This window comes from Lachnoclostridium sp. (genome assembly GCF_031997925.1).
Taxonomy (GTDB): Bacteria; Bacillota; Clostridia; order Lachnospirales; family Lachnospiraceae; genus Lachnoclostridium.
On record NZ_DAMADT010000001.1, the window covers coordinates 1 to 19,131 of the forward strand.

Consider the following 19,131-nt stretch of genomic DNA (forward strand, 5'->3'; position numbering starts at 1 on the left):
ATGTAGCTGATTGTTACTAATAGGTCGAGGGCTTAACCTAAAAGGTTTGTTTAAACTTTTTAATTGACAATGTCAAATTCATTTAATACAATGTAGAAGTATTCCTCGATAGCTCAATGGTAGAGCACACGGCTGTTAACCGTGGGGTTGTTGGTTCGAGCCCAACTCGGGGAGTTTTTTATTAGCATAATTTTGTGTTAATCAATATATAATATAATATGGCGACATAGCCAAGTGGTAAGGCATGGGTCTGCAACACCCTGATCATCAGTTCAAATCTGATTGTCGCCTCTCTTAGAAAGAGCTTCAAACCTAGTAGTTAGGTTTGGGGCTCTTTTTTGATTTATGATAAGGAAAAGCTCTCGAATCGTTCATTTTCTTTGAAATTATATAAAAACTTCTGAGGTCTCTGGCTCTCGTAAATATTTTTTTATTATATGAAATTCTAAAAATTTATTCATTTAACTTTCCTGCTTCTCTTATCTAGACCACCAATTTCCACAATCTGATAGATATCCCATAAACAGTATAGTTTTTGCTAAATAGACCATACTACAGTTAAAATAATTATAAAGAGGATCAAAGATGAGAACAACCATTGACGAAAATATACATCGAAAAGAAGCCTGGGATAAAGTCACTGGAAAGGCACAATACACAGATGATATACCTGTTACCGGTTATCTCCATGCGAGGATTTTAACCTCCCCTTATGCCCATGCAAAGATAAAATCCATTGACTGTTCAAAAGCCATCCAGTTACAGGGTGTAAGAGCAATTATTACAGGCAGTGATTTTCCTGTGTTAAGCGGAGTTCTTATAGAAGACAGACCACCTCTTGCAAAAGATGTAGTAAGGTATGCAGGAGAAGCGATTGCTGTAGTTGCAGCTACGACAGAAGCCATAGCACTAAAAGCAGTCAGAATGATAGAAGTTGAATATGAAATCCTAGAAGCTATTTTTTCGCCTATGGAAGCATTAGAAAAAGATGCACCTTTGCTTCACCCAAGGCTTGGCCATTATAAAAAAATGATGGAGGATATACATCCTGTAGATCAAAGTAACATTGCCTCCAAATTCCAGGTCAGGAAAGGAGATACAAAAAAAGGATTTGCAGATAGCGACGTTATCATCGAAAAGAGCTATAAACTACCTCCTTCTGATCATCTGGCTATGGAAGTTAGGGCGGTGAGAGCAGAAATATCGGCAGATGGAAAAGTAAAAATTGAGACTTCCTCCCAAGCACCTTATACTGTTATAAAGCAGATATCGTCTTGCTTTCAGATACCAGCAGGAAATATAGAAGTGCAAGTTCCCTTCGTAGGAGGTGCTTTTGGAGGGAAGGCACCTGTGACCTTAGAGTTTCTGGCATACATGATTTGCGTGAAAGTAAATGGAGCCCCTGTCCGTTTGGCTGTACCAAGAGAAGAGGATATGACAACAGCCCCTTGCCGGCTAGGGCTGGAAGCTGATTTAAAAATCGGTGCAAAATCAGATGGAACTATAACAGCAGCCAGATTTATTTTTTACCTGGATACCGGTGCTTATGCTGATATTGGACCTTATATGGCTAAGTCCATAGTAGCAGATTGTACAGGGCCTTATAGAATAGAAAACCTTTCCTGCGATTCCTACTGCATTTATACCAATCATACCTATTCCACTTCTTACAGAGGCTTTGGTCATTTGTGTTATACGTTCTGTGTTGAGAGAGCAATGGATGATCTCGCCAAACGATGTGAAATAGATCCGCTAGAATTTAGAAGAATTAATGCTATTAAACCAGGGGATTTAACGCCCACCCAGGTTGTCAGCACTTATAGCAATACAGGAAATACGGAGCATTGCCTTAAAAAATTAAAAAAACTAATCCACTGGAATGGAGGAAGTTTAAAGAAAATTGATGAAAATACTGTATCAGCAACGGGAATTGCCTGTCTATGGAAAGCAGCTGATACTCGTACAAACGCGATATCCGGTTCTATTATTACCTTCAATTACGATGGAAGCTTAAACTTAAACACTGGTGTTGTGGAAATGGGAAGCGGTGGTCAGACTTATCTGGCCCAGATTCTTGCAGATAAGCTTAAAATGGATGTAAAAGATATTCATGTAAGCCTTTCTGTAAATACAAGATTGAATCCGGAGCATTATAAAACGGTTGCAAGTATGACCAATTACATGGCAGGCAACGCTGTGATGAAAGCGGCTGATGATGTAATAGAGCAGTTAAAAGCAATGGGATCACAGATTTATTCCTGTAGCCCGGAAGAAATCGAGGTTGCTGAAAGCAAGGTTTTTAAAAAAGCTCAACCGGACGATTATATTTTATTTAAAGATATTGTTTTAGGTTATAAGGCTAAAAACGGGGCGTCCATTGGAGAACCGGTAATTGCAAAAGGTGGATTTATGCTAAAAGGCTTATCCTTATTAGACCCCAACACAGGGAAAGGAAGGACAGGACCTTCCTGGACAGTAGGTGCGCAAGCAGTTGAAATTGAGTTTAATCTGACGGATTTCACTTATAAAATAATCAAAGCAACAACTGTCATGGATGTAGGGAAAGTAATAAATCCAAATGCGATGAAGGAAATGATATATGGCGGTATGGCTATGGGGTTAAGTATGTCCAGCAGAGAAGTCTATCATTATAATAAAGAAGGAAGAGTAAAGACTCCTAATTTACGAACCTATAAGCTTTTGCACATAGGCCAGGAGCCGAAGTTTAAGGTGGAATTTGTAGAAACACCACAGGAGGATTCCCCTTTTGGCTCCCGAAGTATTTCAGAACATGGCATTATAGGGATTCCGGCAGCACTTGGAAATGCATTAGCAGCTGCATCTGGAGTCTCTATTGATGAACTTCCTATGACACCGGAATATCTGTGGAGAAGGAGGAAGTTGAGCCATGATAGCAAATGATTTTATCTACTGTAAGCCTGAAAACAGAATAGAAGCAATAAAAGCCTATAAAACCTTAAGCAAAGAGAAGAAGGTATTTTACTATGGTGGAGGCAGCGAGATTATAACAATGGCTAGAGCTGGAAGCCGTGTGCCGGATGCAGTCATTGATTTGAAAGGAATAGAAGAATGTAATCAATTAGAGTTAACAGATGAAAGTTTAGTAATAGGTGGAGCGGTATCATTAAATGCAATCGAAGAATCCGGATTATTTCCGCTCCTTGGTACAACAGGTTCCCGTATTGCAGATCATACCAATCAGTGCAGGATTACGCTGGGAGGTAATATCAGCGGAACAATTATCTACAAAGAAACGGTTTTACCATTACTGCTTACTGATGCTAAAATAATCATCTATGGGCCACGGGGGTTTCGGAGGATAACGTTTAAAAATGCGTTTGATCAAGAAATCAAATTGAGAAACGGTGAGTTTATTTATCAGATTAAAATCAAAAAAGATATGCTTTCTTTACCTTTTACCCATGTAAAAAAGACTGCAATAGAAAAAATAGATTATCCATTGATAACGGTTTGCAGTATTACCTATGAAAATCGTTTACGATTCGCTTTTTCTGGTCTTTGTTCTTTTCCCTTTCGGAGTTTAGAAATAGAGAAAATTTTAAATGACGAACAGCTATCATTAGAAGAAAAGCTTGAAAAAACACATGGTCTTTTACCGGAACCGCCAATCACAGATTATGAGGGAACCGGGGAATACAGGCTTTTTGTATTTGATAATATTATCAAATCTATTTTAGAAAGGCGAAATGATGAAGTATTATGAAAATGATTGTGTGATCGAACTTAATGTGAATAATGAGATAAGAAAAGCAGCAGTTCGTCCTTCTGATGTCTTATTGGATGTATTAAGAGAGCAATTAGGACTGACAGGTGCTAAGCCAGGATGCAAAAATGGTGACTGCGGCACCTGTACTGTACTAATGGATGGACTGCCTGCTAAATCCTGTTTAGTTTTAGCTATAGAGGCTGTGGGACATAAAATCTTAACAGTGGAAGGACTTGGAGGACACGCTCCTATACAGGAAGCATTTGTTCAATATAATGCTTTTCAATGTGGTTACTGTACTTCCGGATTTCTAATGGTCTGTCATGCCCTTGCTGAGAAGAAACCAGGTGCAGATGAATTTGAGATGGAAAAATGGCTTCAGTCCAATATATGCAGATGTACCAGTTACCAGGAGATAAGAGAAGCTGTGAAGAGTGTACTGAAGCAAGTTTAAAGAAGAATTTTAAATAAGTGGTGACGAAATACATTTCTATTAATCGAAAGGATATATTTACTTGTTGTACTAAGTGCTCATATACGATATGATAGCAAACGTAGTTTGTTTCCCCTAAGGGGGAATGTATTTGATATTTGAGGAGGAAGTACAATTGTTAAATATTCCAGGAACATGTGTTAAGTGTGACAATAATTTAAAGTTTGAACGTCATGAAAATCTTGCAGGAGCAGCTTACTGTCCAAATTGTGATTTTGTATTAGAGCTAACAAAGGAAGAGTTTGATCAGGTAAGCGTATTAATTGAGGAATAGTAGTTAAAGTATCTAATACTTATATTATTAAACTCATCAGGGAAGTCCTCCGCCTTCTGTAAGCGGGGGTAAGGACTTGCCTGTTTTAAAATGCCACGTAGTGGCAATGAGGTTATGAGCAAGTAGAGTAAGCGGATTGCGAATATCCGCTTTGGCTACTGATATTATAAAAAAAGCCATCTTACTATAATAAAATAGAAAGATGGCTTTTAATCAGTGGTTCAACTCATTAATAAGAGTAAAAGGTCTACATAAATGTACAACATAGATTAGAGAGTTTCGTCTTCTGACTTTTCCTCATCCTCTGTATGTGAATTAGAATCTAATTCTTCCGAATTATTTGTTATATTTGTTTGATCCTCAGTTACATTAGCTACCATTTCTTCTGGTCCATTCAGTGATTCTTTTTTTGCAGTAAGACTAAGAACTACAAAGAAAACAATACCTATGATGAATAAAAAGATAGAAATAAATTGTGAGGTTGAAAATCGTCCAACATTACCACGAACTAAGTCTCCTCGGAAATATTCTAATATAAATCTTCCAATGCTGTAACATGTTAAGTAAAGAGCAGCGACCTGTCCATCCGCCTTTTTTCGTTTTGCATAGAACAATAGTAAGAAGCAGTGAAGAAAATCCAAACCGCTTGATATTAACTGAGTTGGGATTAAGCGTACTCCATTTGGTGCATATTCCGAGTTATGAAATACAATTCCAAGTGCACAATTTGTTTCAAGACCATAACAACAACCAGAGAGAAAACACCCGATTCGGCCAAAGCCTTGAGCTAATGCAATCGATGGCATTGCAAGATCAAAGTATGTTAAGAAGTTTAATTTATACTTTTTACAGAATAGAAAACCAGCAAAGATACCACCAATAATACCACCATAAACAACAAATCCGTCCGTTACTTTCCATAGTATACTAGGATCTTTTATGATCTCAGGTATTTGTGTTATGTAATATAGGAGTTTAGCTCCAAGAAGCCCACCAGTAGCACACCAGATAACAAGAGAGAACACTTTTTCGTGTTCTAAATTTAATTTTTTTGCTCGGTATTCCGTAAGAAGATATGCAGATAAGACACCAATAGCAATCATTAGACCATAACCATATACCGTAATTGGACCGATTGATATTAATTCATTTTTCATAGGTTCATCCTTTCTTTCTATATGTCGTCCATTCATATTCCTTCAAAGTCTTATGTTGACATTATATAGCAAGTATTCCTTTGGCGCAATATATAGGTGAATTTATTATTTGATAGGGCGAAATTTTACAGCGTGTCCGCCGACTACCTGTTGGGGTTGACGGATAGCCCGTAAGTCTGAATTTCTAAAAGGCCCAGTCATCCAGCGGGGAAAGAAGTAATAGAGACATTGGTGGCAACATAGACAGGATTACCGGTTTGTGGTAGAATACAGGCGTAGAAACCAACTTCGGGCTATTGTGGCTCGAAGTAAGATGTTGGCCTTTGGCGAATAAGGTGTAACACGACAAATCAGAATTTTTAAATACTCTTTGGTGAAAGAGGGGGATTCCTATGGATAAATTAGTTGCGGATATTCACACACATACAATAGCAAGTGGACATGCATATGGAACAATCCGTGAAATGGCACAGGCTGCTGCTGAAAAGCATCTTCAGATTTTAGGAATCAGTGAGCATGCCCCCGGAATTCCGGGAACCGTTGATCCGTTTTACTTTCGCAATCTTGAAATAATACCGAGAGATTTATACGGTGTTCATATAATTCATGGTTGTGAAATCAATGTACTGAATGATGGTACTCTGTCTTTGGAACAGGAATACATTGACATGTTGGATTACGCTATTGTCGGAATTCATTGCCAGTGCTATGAAGATCAAGGTCGGGAAAAAAATACGCAAAACCTGATTAAATGTATGCAGAATGAGAAAGTGCATTTTGTCTCCCATCCGGATGATGATCATACTCCATTGAACTATAAAGAACTTGTACAGGCCGCAAAAGAAACGCATGTGGCACTTGAGGTTAACAATAGTTCATTGATTAAGAAAGATAGACGGTTAAATTGTATTGAAAACTATAAAACCATGCTTCATTATTGTAAGCAGTATCACGTACCAATAATAATTAGTTCGGATGCTCATGATCCAAGTTATGTGGGAAGATTTAATCTCGCCGTAGACCTTATTGAATCGCAAAATTTTAATAAGGACTTGGTGTTAAATGTTAATGCAAAAAAATTAATGGACTTCATCTATGACTAAAACAGTAAGGCATAACGAATCACAGGCTGTAAATGGTTAATTTACTTGTTAGGTACTTGTTCTATCAAGAAGAAATGTATTGATAGGATAGTTGAATTAATTCGTTTGATATAGAATCTTTGTCAAGTACCAAAGTTATTCTGTTCAGAGACAACCATATCATAAAAACGTATAATAAAATGAGGCATATGAATAAAAATCATATGCCTTACTAGAGATAGTTTACGAGCGAAAAACTAAGCTAAATATATTGAGAAGAAATTTTGGTATCGATGGGTAGTGGGTTAGGATGATATCCCTTGCCATAGCCTTAGTTTGAATGGCATCGATAGAATAGCAATAGGTTCCATTGGATTCGTCACCTATGGCTAAATTACCGGAAGCCAAAGCACCGACTGCAATTTCCTTAGCAATAGCAAGAGAGCCAAGGGAATAAACTCCAATGGAAAGGGCACCAATGGCAAGGTAACCAATAGCAATAGAACCAACCGCAATTGCACCAAGGGAAATCGCACCGAAGGAAAGCAAGCCTAATGCCAAAGCTCCCAAAGCAAATAGACCTAAGGAGAGGACACCAATACTAAAAAATCCAACCGAAATAGCTCCAATTGCAATAATTCCTCTCGCCACTTTGATTCGATGTCTGGAGTATAAAAAACAGATATGAATTAACGGCAAACCAAACAGTGTTTTTTTACTTTTATACTCAAAGCCACGTGGTTTCTTAATGTAGTCATTAATCTCATTAATTTGGGATTCCAGTGATGAATAATGATTTTCTCTATTTGGTATATCTTGATAAATACCTATTGTATTATCTTTCTTCTCTCTAGTACCAGAACGATCCATAATGTAATCTCTCATTAAATAATCTAGGGAAACCTCAAAGATTTCGGATAGTGTTATTAATTTCGAAAGTTCTGGCATCGTTTGATCAGACTCCCATTTACTTACGGATTGTCTGGATACATCTAGTTGATCTGCTAACTGTTCTTGGGAGAGCCCACGCTCTCGCCTTAGTTCTATTAATTTATCACAAAATTTCATAAAACCTCTATTCTGGCACTTTTTGCCCTTTTATTTGGGTTAAAAATATACTTTTAACCGTGCACTCACTTCATACCAAATCTGAAAGAAAATATGTTATTTTTCATAAATAGGAATACGCTCGCACGTGAATTTTCCTTGTCTAGGATAATGAATACAACATATCCTAAGAAATACGTTTACTCTACTCAACTCACTCTAATATTAATTTAAGTAGTTACGACATATTTATGAAAGAGATTGTTCCGCGGTTTTTGAGTTGAGTAAGTTTCTCTTAACTCCCCTTTCAAGTATTAATATATAGGAATGGAAGAAATATGGCAAGAAAATATGGGTTTGCAAATTGTCAACCGTAGGTTGCATTTGCTTTTTGGGTTGAAAAACCGCGGATTTATATTACAAATTATATACACTACTTCTTACTATACTACTTTTTAATATACTACAAATTACATATACTACTTATTATAAAAAAGGGACAAACGATATTTTCGTAAGCTATAAAACTTATCGAAGAATATCGTTTGTCCCTAAATTATAAAGTTATTAAATTACAATCACTAATCTTATTCCTAAGAGAAGTAGTTACTGCTTAGGATAGGTAACTTTAAAACTACTAACTTCAGATGCTAATTGTAGTTCGATACCTTTTGTAGCATTTTCATTTATACCCTGCTTACGGATATAAATAACGGAACCTTCTGGAGCAGTTGTAGATGTTATAGTTTTAGCTTTGTTAGTATTCATCATAGTAAACGCGGTAGTTGTCTCATTAAAGGTGGAACCTGGTTTTACGATTGCATAGCTATACACATCTGTTTTTGATGCATTGTTAAATTGAAGCATTAATTTTCCGTTCTGATAATAGTAGGAAACATCTTTGCTATTATCTCCAATTGTAGGAGCACCAGCTTGACCATTGATCTTTAAGAAAGCGGTTTTGCTATATGCTTTATTTGCTGTAGCTGCGGTACGAATTTTTAAGGTAACTGATTTGGAACCATTTCTAAAAAGAGTAGTAGGAGCAATATCTTCGACTGTCATATTCTTATCGCATTCTATCCATGCATTCTTTTTATCACTAAAATACTCCATAGAAAGGGTAGTGTTTAACATTAATTTATTTGCATTTACTTTAACAGCAGGTGCATTCGCTCTTTTTGCAAGAGTGATGTTTACTTCCTTTGAAGGACGAGCACCAACATTGCTTGCATTCGTTCCAACCGTTTGTGGAATACGGAAGGATACTTTAGCACCTTTTACTAGTAACCCTTCTATTGTCTTTAAGAAAGACTGATAGGAGGCAGATTTCATATCTAACGGTACTTTGTTCCATACATAATCATTCGCTTTTTTCCACTCAAAATGAGTAGCAGCATCACAATTTTCAAAATCAAAAGTATTATCGGATTTATCATATCTTACTTTTAATGAAGTATCCTTTGATGGAAGTGTTACGTTTTGGATGGTTTTATCGTTTTCTCCTTTAAAGTAAAGGGTGATATCCTCGGAAGAACTTACCCATGAGATATCCATAAGGAATGCATCATTTTCGGTAGCTTTATTTCCCTCTACCTCATACCAAGTTGTTTTATCAGTAGAATAATAGACTATAGTATTATTATTGGTATAAACATACATAGTTAAAGTATCATAGTCAATCTTACCAACTGAAACAGGTTTTGCTTCAGCAGCACTAATTTTTGCTATAGGTATGAGTAAGAGGAGACCAAACGCTATAAGGATAGGTGCAAGAAACAGTTTTTTGTTTTTTGAATTCATCTATTTTAGTCTCCTTTCTCTACTTTCCAGCATTAATAATCGTTAACTTGCAACCTGATTTAATCACGAATCCGTTACTTAAGGTAATAACAAGATTATTGGTTGTTGATGAGGAAGAAGTTAATTTATTAATCTTAGCATTGGATAGGTAAATCGTTGCGGTTCCACCAGATACTGATGCGGAACGTAATATGGAAGTACCACCCCAAGTTACATCAGATATACCAACTGCATAAGAGCTGTCATGTAGCTTTAACTTTAGTTCATAGGTAATCGTTTCAACGGTTTCAGTAGTTTTACTTCCGTCATCATTTATCGTAGTTTTAGTCTCAGTTTCTTTTAAGCTACCTTCCATAATGGACCAAGCGATTGGAGTATCTAATAAAGTCGCGGTATCTACTAGTTTAATTGTAACTATATTATCCATTTCTTCTCCATTATTTAAGGCAATTAGTAATGGAGTGGCTTTTCCCTTGGTTGTTATAGTTGAGTTAGTTTCGAACTTATTTACGTTTACAGTAACGGTAGCAGTACGAATCTTCTTACCATTATCATTCGTATAGGAACCATATACAACTTGATAATCTGTATTTGGAGCTAAAGTATATCCATCATACTTTATTGATTTAACTTCAGTATCCTGAGCAGTAAAGTTTCCAATTGCAGAGGTATCTGGCACTTTTTCCGTACCTAAGTCAATTTTGAAAGTAAAGGAGGATTTATCGCTTTCTTCTGTCGAACTATATAAACGATCGAAGGCAGAGGTATATTCTTTGTTATCCTTGTTATTAACTTTACTTGATGGATAGATGTATAGAAGTACTCCGGAATCAATGGTACTTTCAATAACATCATTGTTTGACAATGTAATATAGGCATATAACTTTGTCTCAGTAAGAGTATCTAAGTTTTCTGTACTTGTTATCTTTGTTGTTATAATATATTGATCTGTAATAAATCTTGAAGCTGTATTTGTGCTTACCGAACTCTTTAAACTTACGGTACCCTTTGTATTGCCGTACTGATCACGGAAACTAATGGAGGATACGGTAGCTTTTGTTGGACTATATAGAGTAAAAGTTAGGTTACCAGCAGAATTTTCACTGTTACATACACCAGCAGTAGTAATTAATGTTTCTAATGTGGTAGCTTGTGCTGGGCTTGGGTACTGAACACCTTTGCTTCCTGTGATATCGATTTCTTTGGACGCAAGAGAGAACTTAACATCACCAGATGCTGGTACACTCTTCTTTCTCACATAAACATGGCTCCCAACTGGTGCCTTATCTGATTTTATAGTTATTTCTTCATTTGAAGTAATAGAAGTCCAAGATGCAGTTACATAGTCTAATGTATTATCAGGTTTTACGATGGTATATTCAAATGGCTTTGTTTCACTAGCAGCCTTAACCTCTAAAGTGAAGGTAGTTGAACTAGTGTAATTGATCTCAATACCATGATCGGATTCAGAAGGAGGAGCCTCTTGAACCGGTACAGTAACCGTTGAGATATGAGAAACCTGACTGGTACTAGTTGGGTTCTTTCTAAATTGAAGAGTAACTTCACTTTGTGGTGTACTTGCATTGGTATATAGTGCACTACCAGCGATATCTTTTAACCAAAGACTTGTTGTCGTCGTTATATTTTTCCATTCTGAAGTGGTTCCATCACTTTCAACAGTACGATAAGCTAAATTTTTATCTGCCTGGATAGAGAACTTAGAACCGTTAATTACGATGTTTGGAGCAGCTGTCTTTTTCGGTATAACAATTGAGATTTCTTTACTTGGACGAGCTCCCTCAGTGAGTGCTCCATTTACCAAATAACTATTGGTTGGTGCAAGTCTAAGATAAACGGTTGCACCTTGGGTACAAAGCATCTCAAGCTGTGAAGCGAACGTATCCGTATTCACAGTATTCCATATGTAGCTATCCTTTTTTCTCCACTGGATAGTACGATCATAATCATTAGTAAAAGTAACGATACCTCTAACTTTATTATAGCTTGCCTTAAAGTTAGTCACCTGCTTTGGTATCGTAACCTTAACAACTTCGGTTGAGGCATCACCTTTCAATGTTACTACATACTTATTTGTCGGTGAAATCCAAGAGATATCAAGTGTTACCAAACGATCGCTACCAATTTCTGTTGGAATCGCTTCCCAAGTTCTCATGTTTTCATCAGAAAAGTAAACGACAGTATCACCTGAATTTACTTTTACTGTTATCGTGCTGTTGTCATAATTAATTTCTTGTATATTGATGCTTGCTCCAGCAGCATATGCTGTTTTCGGAGAAAAGACACCAAAAGCCAATGTCAGTATAAAAAAGACGCTGGCAATGGTGCAAAGATAAGTGTTACGACTGCACTTTGCTGTAGTTTTTACAGCAATAGTTCCTGTTTGCATTGTTTGCATACCTCCTTTGGTCATGTAGGTGGTTTCTCTATCGTTCAAAACCACACCGCTTTCTCTTCCTGAGGCCAAACGGCTTTACATGTCATAGTGTTTTCATAAACCTAAATCTTATGTTCTGTTACTATTATCGGTTAAGAGAAGAGGATTCTTTAGCAAAAAAGCTCTATTGGAGGGTATAATCATACCAAATAGGACAAAATAACTGCATAATTTTCCATTCTCAACCAAAACAGTATAATAAAGGTGTGTCAAAAATAATGCAAAGCGCGAAAATGCACGAAAATAGGAAGAAAGAACTGTTTTTAATTATCAAAAAAGCAATAAATTATGCTAAGTTTATCTAATACTTACAAGAATACTCCCATCCTCTTAGGTGGGAGATAAATTGTGCGAAGACCTGCCCTTATTCTCACGTTAAAAGCGTAAAAGTCTTAACAAATTTACCGTTCTATGGTATAATTAGAACATACATTCGGAAGGAGGTGTACTAGATGGAACTAACATTTAAATTTAAGCCAAAACTAAGCTTAATACAGACTGCTATTATTGAAGAATTAAGTTTTCATACGACAAAACTCTATAATACAGCGAACTATGATTGTATTACGAATAGGTTTAAAACATATGTTGACATGGAAAAACTTCATAAGTCTAATTGGCATCGAGAGTTTTTACATAGCCATAATTACCAACATTGCCTAAAACTTCTAGATCAGAACTGGAAAAGCTATTTTAAGTCTATCGCTGATTTTAAGAAAAATCCATCTAAATATAACGGTATGCCTATGCCTCCTAAATACAAAAATATCAACAACAAAAAGAATGAGGTTATTTTTACTGCTGTCGGGATACGGTTTAACTTTACGAAAGATTATTTACATAAAGCTAGTAAACAGCTGGTGGATTATGCAGTCAAACATCATTGCAAGACCATTGTGATTGGAGATATCTCCAATATTAAGCAAGGTAATTAATAATATCAAAAACTTCGTACAGTCACCGGTACAAAAATTCAGTACCATGGTGGCTTATAAAGCTGCGCTTAAAGGTATTGAAGTGGTTTTTCAAAAGGAAGCATATACCTCTGGTTGTAGTGCTCTGGATTTAGAACCAATAACCCTCGCTTCCTACAATAAAAAAAGACGAATCCATAGAGGCTTATTCCAAAGCTCCTATGGATTCATCAACGCCGATGTGAATGGGAGTCTAAATATTTTAAGACTCTACACAAAGGATACATGTATCCCTAAGCTGATCGTATCAGTGAGGGGTAAGGGCTATGTGAATAACCCAGTAAAGCAAAGAGTGGCTTAGGATACAACCCTAAGTGGAAACTTAAATACAACTGCTTTATAGAAGCCCCCTCTTCAAAATCAGCTTGCTGATTTAAGTGGTGGGAGCATTCACGACATAAAAGTAACACAAAGATAGAATAAAATGGGAACAACAAATAGATATTATAGGTAGGGAAGGTGGAGTTTATGTTATTATTTCAAAAGAAGGTAAAATCGATCGTTTCTTTTAGCATTGTGCTTTTGCTAAGTATTGTTTTTTTAAGTCAGCCTCATTTGACAGCGTATGCAAGTAATGAGATGCCTGGATATGAAAATCCACAGGACATCATTATCGCTTCTCCAAAAAATAATTATACAACCACTGGTAGTAAGGTAAGTATTCTTGGTGCCTGTGATTATGAATACCCATTGTATATGAATGGGGAAGAGATAGAGACAAGCGAGTATGGATTTTTTACGGTTTATGTTGAATTAGAAGTTGGAAAGAACGAGTTTGTATTTGAGAATAATGAAGTTATAAATACATTAACAATCATTCGAAATAAAGTATCAACGTCTTCTGGTAATAATTCCACAAGTGGAGGAAATACCACTCCAAAGGTGACCTACAAAGAGTATCAGAATGATGTTTATGGGGTTATAACAAGTGATTATGCAATGCCAAGAAGCAAGGTTAGTGAATCAAATGTAAACTTAATGCCGTTAACACTTGGGACTACCTCACGTATTTTAGGGGAAAACGGCAGCTACTATAAACTAGCAGATGGTACGTATGTTTCAAAATCCAGTATCAAGCGATATGATAAGACACTAGAGCCTAACAAGGTAACCAAGGCAAGTATGAGTAAAGATACTGCTGCGAATCAATTGGTAATCGAATTAACAATGAATGTGAATTCTTTGTATTCTGTATCCTTTGAAGGTCAAAATATTTATCTAAAGTTATACGATACAATTGCAGCAGCAAAACCGATAACAAAAGGAAATGGAATTATAGAGAAAGTAACAGTAAATACAGATAGTAAAAACAAAACCAAGACCTACTGCTTTACCATGTTTGACAGTGCATCCATCTATGGATATGATGTAAACTTTAAAAACGGTGTAATGCGTTTTGAGTTAAAGTTACCAGTAATATTAAAGGATACAAAATCACTTGTTGGAGCTACCATATTATTAGATGCAGGCCATGGAGATTATGATAATGGAACGGTTGGGGCGATGGGAGTCTATGGACCAGTAGAGAAAGATATTAATTTAAATATTACATTGTATACAAAACAATACCTTGAAGCACTCGGTGCAAAGGTAGTCTTAATCCGTGAGGATGATACATTTTATAGTTTATCAAATCGAGTGGAAACCATAAGAAAGGTAAAGCCAGATATTTCAGTCTCTATTCATGGAAATTCCCTAGATTACGCAAGCGATTATAGTAAAGCAAGTGGATTTTTAACCTATTATAGCTATAATCTATTCGGAAATTTACCAAATGTAATGAATAATAGTATTACAAGTGAATTAGAATTAAAAAAACGTGATCCAAGGCAAAGTAGTTTATCACTAACACGTCTTACTACATGTCCTTCTGTATTGTTAGAAACTAGCTTTTTATCTAATCCATATGACTATGAATATTTAATACAATCGGAAAATCAAAAAGAGTTTGGTATAGCAATTGGGAAGGCAATACAAGGCTATCTGCAAGGGATAGCAAAGCAAAATGACCAAGTATACGTGGTAAAGAAAGGAGATACTTTGGCTTCTATCGCATCAAAGCATGGTATTACAATAAAGCGATTAGCAGAGTATAACAGGATCGAAGACATTAATTATATAATTGTGGGACAAAAAATTCTTATTCCGTAGGCACATTAGATGAAATGTTTGAATAAAATAGGATAAAAGCAGACACATTGCAAGGCAATGGGGGAGATATGTAGTTTGTCTCCTAGTTAGGAGTAGGATGGTTGTTCCTTATAATCCAGCATTGGCAGTTGAATACGCTATACAATTTGGATATCAAGCACAAAATGGAATATTTAAACGGATGTCAGAAGACTGTACGAATTTTATTTCGCAGTGCATTTGGGCCGGATATGGAGGTACAGAAGGGTATTCTTTAACAAATGAGGCAGATATTCTGGCACTTAGAGAAAGAGTAGCTAAGAATTATCGTCAAACAAGTATCTGGTATGGGAGAAACTATGCCTCTTCTGCCCCGCTTGCATCTATGGCATTTATTAGAGTAGAGGAACTGTGGAATTACGTGACAACAAATCAGGGAAATGGACCTAGAGCAATTGGCTACAACAATCGGCAATACTGGGGTTACGCTCCGGTTGATTTAGCACTTGGAGATGTCTTACAGTTTTATCATAGTAATCTTGGACGCTATGGTCATACCGTAATGGTGACGTCTACGTCTGAGAATCCGCAGCCAATTGAAAGTGCCTTGGGAAATGTCTATGTAGCACAACACACTGCAGATTATAGTTTCCGTCCATTTGGCGATGTACTTGAAACCAATGGTGGCATCGAAGGAGCATGGATGCGGGTACTTAAGTTTACCGATGCTAATTTTTAAAAAGTAGATCGTAATGTAATATAACCTTACCGAAGCAAGCAGCTGAGCTGCTGTAAGGTTACAAGGAAGTAACAAAGCGGATTCCGAGTTCCGCTTTGATAAAGTTATGATAAAATGCAGATGCAAAAAGAATTCTTTATGAAAACATGTTAGTTTTATAAAGAATTCTTTTTGTATCTGTTTTTTCGGTATGATTCGTTGTGCTAAAAAATAAATTATGATAAGATAATAATTAAAGATGGAAAAACCTGTGTTACGCAGATATCCATTTGATAATATGTGAAAGGTTTCGGTCTGTTACCTTTCATAAGGAAAGGCGGGAGAATCACGAAATGATATCAAAAAGTATTTTAAATGCAGTACTCGCAAAAGCGTTATCAACAGGGGCGGATTTTGCTGAAGTATTTGCGGAAAGAACATTAAGTAAAAATATCAGCATGATAGACAGTAAGGTAAGTGAAATTACGGATTCCTTATTGTCCGGTGTAGGAATTCGTATACTTAAGGGAACAAGAAGTGTTTATGCCTCAACTACCGATATGAGCTATAGCGGTTTAATTAACTGCGCAGCGCAGGTATCTTCTGCATTATCTGGTGTACCAAATGGAAAAAGTATTCATTTAACGGAAAGGATTTTTGGTGACATCCATCCAATTCGTATTGTACCTTCCAGTGTATCAAATGCACAGAAAATTGACCTTTTAAAAGAAGGCTACTTTAGCGCGAAAAATTACCATGAAGAAATAGCCCAGGTTATGGGGAATATTCTTGATGTAGACCATAATATTATGATAGCAAACAGTGATGGGCTTTATACAGAAGACCGTCAAGTAAGAACAAGAATGGCAATTTCAGCAATTGCAAGTAAAGCTGGGGAAAATCAGACAGGATCTTGCTCTCCAGGCAGACGCATGGGGCTTGAGATGTTTGAGATGATCTCCCCAAAGAGTGTTGGTGAACAGGCAGCGAAGCAAGCAGTAACCATGCTTCATGCGGACTATTGCCCAGCAGGAAATTATCCGGTGGCAATTGAGAACGGATTTGGAGGAGTTATCTTCCATGAAGCATGCGGTCATTCCTTAGAATCGTCTTCCGTTGCTCTTGGGCAGTCTGTGTTTTGTAATAAATTAGGGAAGCAGATTGCGAATCCAAAAGTAACTGCGATAGACGACGGAACAATAAAAAATGCTTGGGGATCAATTAATGTTGATGATGAAGGAAATCCATCCAGAAGAAATGTTTTGATTGAAAATGGTATCTTAAAATCCTACATGATAGATAAACTTGGCGGACGCCGTATGGGTATGGAGGCAACGGGTAACTGTAGACGTCAAAGCTATGCTTGGGAGCCAACCTCACGTATGACCAATACAATGATTCTGGCTGGTCAGGATAAAAACGAAGATATTATAGCCTCTATGGAGTATGGATTATATGCAGCAGACATGGGTGGTGGATCAGTAAATCCGATTACTGGAGAATTCAACTTTTCTGTAAAAGAAGGTTACATGGTACGAGACGGTAAGATTTGTGAGCCAGTACGCGGTGCTAGTTTAATTGGTAAAGGATCAGAGATATTAATGAATATTGATATGGTTGGTACAAATCTTGCAACAGGACAGGGAATGTGCGGATCCTCCAGTGGTAGTATACCAACGGATGTTGGACAACCATTACTACGAGTATCATCAATTACGGTTGGTGGAAGATAGTATTATATAAAGCAATTTAGGATTTCAGGATGGTTTTTAGTGTAATCTAGATCGAAAATAGAGGTTAGGAGGAAAGCTATGGATTATAAAGAATTTAAACAAGCAGTGATTGAAGCAGCAAAAGAGGCTGGTTTAACGGAATATGAGCTTTATTATAAAGTGACATCCGAGATAAGTACCGAGATTCATAAGGAAGATGTTAAGAGCTTTAGTAGTAGTAGGAATGGTGGTGCATGTTTTCGTTGTATCGAAAATGGGAAAATGGGGTATGCAGCAACTGAAAAATACGATGAAGAAGAAGCGAAAAATATTATTATAAGAGCAATGGATAATGCTTTATCGATAGAAAGTGATGATGAAGTGGTTCTTTATGGTGAAGGAGATACTTATAAGCAGGTTACAAAAAAAGCAGAGACTCTTCCGAGCGCAGATTTATTAATAGAGAAAGCGATTGCTTGTAATAAATCAACTTACGAGCAGGATTCTCGTGTCATTGATGCAACAGAAAGTGGTGCATTTGCATCTACTGTAAGTGTTAGCATCTATAATTCCAAGGGTCTTGACTTAAATCATGAAGTATCATTATCTGCTGTTTATACAGAGGCTGTTATAGAAGAAAACGAAGATATGTTAGATGCCTTTGATTTTCAATTAGGAACTATGGAAGAAGTCGATGTAAATAAAGTAGCAAAGAAAGCGGTAGAAGGTGCAGTAGAACAAATTGGCGCTATTAAAGCAGCTTCTGGTAAAACTCGGGTTGTATTTTCAGAGGAGATGATGGCAACTATGCTTTCTACTTTTGCAGAAATTTTTTCCGCAGAGAATGCTCAAAAGGGATTGTCTTTATTACAGGGCAAGGAGAATACCGCAGTTGCTTCGGAAATTGTAACGATTGTGGATGATCCTTTTTATTCAGATTCCACACTCCAGATGCCTTTTGATGCAGAAGGGGTTGCTACCTATACGAAAGAAATAGTTAAGGATGGAAAGCTTGACACACTTCTTTATAATTTAAAAACTGCGAAAAAGGCAGGAATTAAGAGTACAGGAAATGCTTCTAAATTGACATATTCCTCAAGTGTATCTATACGCCCATATTATTTTTATATAAAGCCAAGCAGTAAAACGAAAGAAGAATTATTTACTATAGCAGGAGATGGGTTATATATTACAGATCTTCAGGGTATGCACGCAGGAGCAAATCCAACGACTGGTGATTTTTCATTAGGAGCTTCTGGCTTCCTAATTAAGGACGGAAAAAAGGAAAGTTGCGTAAAAGGATTTACAGTAGCGGGTAATTTTTATAAGCTGCTTCATAGTATTGAAGCTATTTCTAATGAGCTTGAGTTTATCCTTCCAAGGGGACTTAGCAGTTTTGGAGCACCGTGTGTTCTAGTATCAGAACTATCAATTGCAGGATAATTAAAAAACAACCGTAATTTGTTGCTGTAATGCGTTTATTCCGTTGACTAAATCAACCTAAATGCTATACTAATCTTCAGTACACTACATCAGTA

15 protein-coding genes and 2 tRNA genes are annotated in these 19,131 nt (G+C 36.6%); 13 read left to right on the forward strand and 4 right to left on the reverse strand.

The window, feature by feature from the left end:
* Nucleotides 1-102 precede the first annotated feature (102 nt).
* The 6 genes from RTP52_RS00005 (at nucleotide 103) to RTP52_RS00030 (ending at nucleotide 4,515) form a co-directional block, all read left to right on the forward strand.
* A tRNA-Asn gene (locus RTP52_RS00005) sits at nucleotides 103-174 on the forward strand.
* 46 nt (nucleotides 175-220) lie between these two features.
* Nucleotides 221-291, forward strand: a tRNA-Cys gene (locus RTP52_RS00010).
* Between the two features lie 294 nt (nucleotides 292-585).
* On the forward strand, nucleotides 586-2,922 hold the full coding sequence (locus RTP52_RS00015) for a xanthine dehydrogenase family protein molybdopterin-binding subunit (protein ID WP_312107171.1): 2,337 nt from the start codon (nucleotides 586-588) through the stop codon (nucleotides 2,920-2,922).
* On the forward strand, nucleotides 2,909-3,745 hold the full coding sequence (locus RTP52_RS00020) for an FAD binding domain-containing protein (RefSeq protein ID WP_312107169.1): 837 nt from the start codon (nucleotides 2,909-2,911) through the stop codon (nucleotides 3,743-3,745). Before RTP52_RS00015 ends, RTP52_RS00020 begins: the two co-directional genes overlap by 14 nt.
* Nucleotides 3,729-4,202 carry a (2Fe-2S)-binding protein gene (locus RTP52_RS00025; RefSeq protein ID WP_312107167.1) on the forward strand — a complete coding sequence of 158 codons (474 nt, stop codon included), beginning with the start codon at nucleotides 3,729-3,731 and terminating at the stop codon, nucleotides 4,200-4,202. Before RTP52_RS00020 ends, RTP52_RS00025 begins: the two co-directional genes overlap by 17 nt.
* Nucleotides 4,203-4,332: 130 nt before the next feature.
* Nucleotides 4,333-4,515: a hypothetical protein gene (locus RTP52_RS00030; protein WP_312368484.1), complete on the forward strand. Its 183-nt coding sequence runs from the start codon at nucleotides 4,333-4,335 to the stop codon at nucleotides 4,513-4,515.
* Between the two features lie 269 nt (nucleotides 4,516-4,784).
* Here the strand turns inward: RTP52_RS00030 and RTP52_RS00035 are convergent, their stop codons facing one another.
* Entirely contained in the window at nucleotides 4,785-5,672 is an 888-nt protein-coding gene (locus RTP52_RS00035) for a prolipoprotein diacylglyceryl transferase (RefSeq protein WP_312368486.1), read from the reverse strand.
* Nucleotides 5,673-6,064: 392 nt separating this feature from the next.
* Here RTP52_RS00035 and RTP52_RS00040 point away from each other — a divergent pair, with 392 nt between their 5' ends.
* Entirely contained in the window at nucleotides 6,065-6,775 is a 711-nt protein-coding gene (locus RTP52_RS00040; protein WP_312101155.1) for a phosphatase, read from the forward strand.
* A 222-nt stretch (nucleotides 6,776-6,997) separates the two neighbouring features.
* Here RTP52_RS00040 and RTP52_RS00045 read toward each other — a convergent pair whose 3' ends face one another.
* From RTP52_RS00045 to RTP52_RS00055, 3 genes are all read right to left on the reverse strand, one after another.
* A complete protein-coding gene (locus RTP52_RS00045) occupies nucleotides 6,998-7,822 on the reverse strand; it encodes a helix-turn-helix domain-containing protein (protein ID WP_312101158.1) in 825 nt (274 codons plus the stop codon).
* A 585-nt stretch (nucleotides 7,823-8,407) separates the two neighbouring features.
* Complete coding sequence (locus RTP52_RS00050) at nucleotides 8,408-9,604, reverse strand: hypothetical protein (protein WP_312101160.1); 1,197 nt, start codon at nucleotides 9,602-9,604, stop codon at nucleotides 8,408-8,410.
* A 19-nt stretch (nucleotides 9,605-9,623) separates the two neighbouring features.
* Complete coding sequence (locus tag RTP52_RS00055; RefSeq protein WP_312101162.1) at nucleotides 9,624-12,011, reverse strand: hypothetical protein; 2,388 nt, start codon at nucleotides 12,009-12,011, stop codon at nucleotides 9,624-9,626.
* Between the two features lie 500 nt (nucleotides 12,012-12,511).
* On the opposite strand from RTP52_RS00055, the gene RTP52_RS00060 reads away from it, so the two are divergent.
* The 6 genes from RTP52_RS00060 to RTP52_RS00085 all read left to right on the forward strand — a co-directional run bounded on the left by RTP52_RS00060 (nucleotide 12,512) and on the right by RTP52_RS00085 (nucleotide 19,036).
* On the forward strand, nucleotides 12,512-12,994 hold the full coding sequence (locus RTP52_RS00060; protein ID WP_312101164.1) for a hypothetical protein: 483 nt from the start codon (nucleotides 12,512-12,514) through the stop codon (nucleotides 12,992-12,994).
* A 46-nt stretch (nucleotides 12,995-13,040) separates the two neighbouring features.
* Nucleotides 13,041-13,334: a zinc ribbon domain-containing protein gene (locus RTP52_RS20490; RefSeq protein WP_312368781.1), complete on the forward strand. Its 294-nt coding sequence runs from the start codon at nucleotides 13,041-13,043 to the stop codon at nucleotides 13,332-13,334.
* Between the two features lie 167 nt (nucleotides 13,335-13,501).
* Nucleotides 13,502-15,184, forward strand: coding sequence for an N-acetylmuramoyl-L-alanine amidase family protein (locus RTP52_RS00070; protein ID WP_312101169.1), 1,683 nt, complete (start codon nucleotides 13,502-13,504; stop codon nucleotides 15,182-15,184).
* Nucleotides 15,185-15,281: 97 nt separating this feature from the next.
* Nucleotides 15,282-15,902, forward strand: coding sequence for an amidase domain-containing protein (locus RTP52_RS00075; RefSeq protein WP_312101172.1), 621 nt, complete (start codon nucleotides 15,282-15,284; stop codon nucleotides 15,900-15,902).
* A 332-nt stretch (nucleotides 15,903-16,234) separates the two neighbouring features.
* Nucleotides 16,235-17,614, forward strand: coding sequence for a TldD/PmbA family protein (locus RTP52_RS00080; RefSeq protein WP_312101174.1), 1,380 nt, complete (start codon nucleotides 16,235-16,237; stop codon nucleotides 17,612-17,614).
* Nucleotides 17,615-17,692: 78 nt separating this feature from the next.
* Entirely contained in the window at nucleotides 17,693-19,036 is a 1,344-nt protein-coding gene (locus RTP52_RS00085) for a TldD/PmbA family protein (RefSeq protein WP_312101176.1), read from the forward strand.
* Nucleotides 19,037-19,131 lie beyond the last annotated feature (95 nt).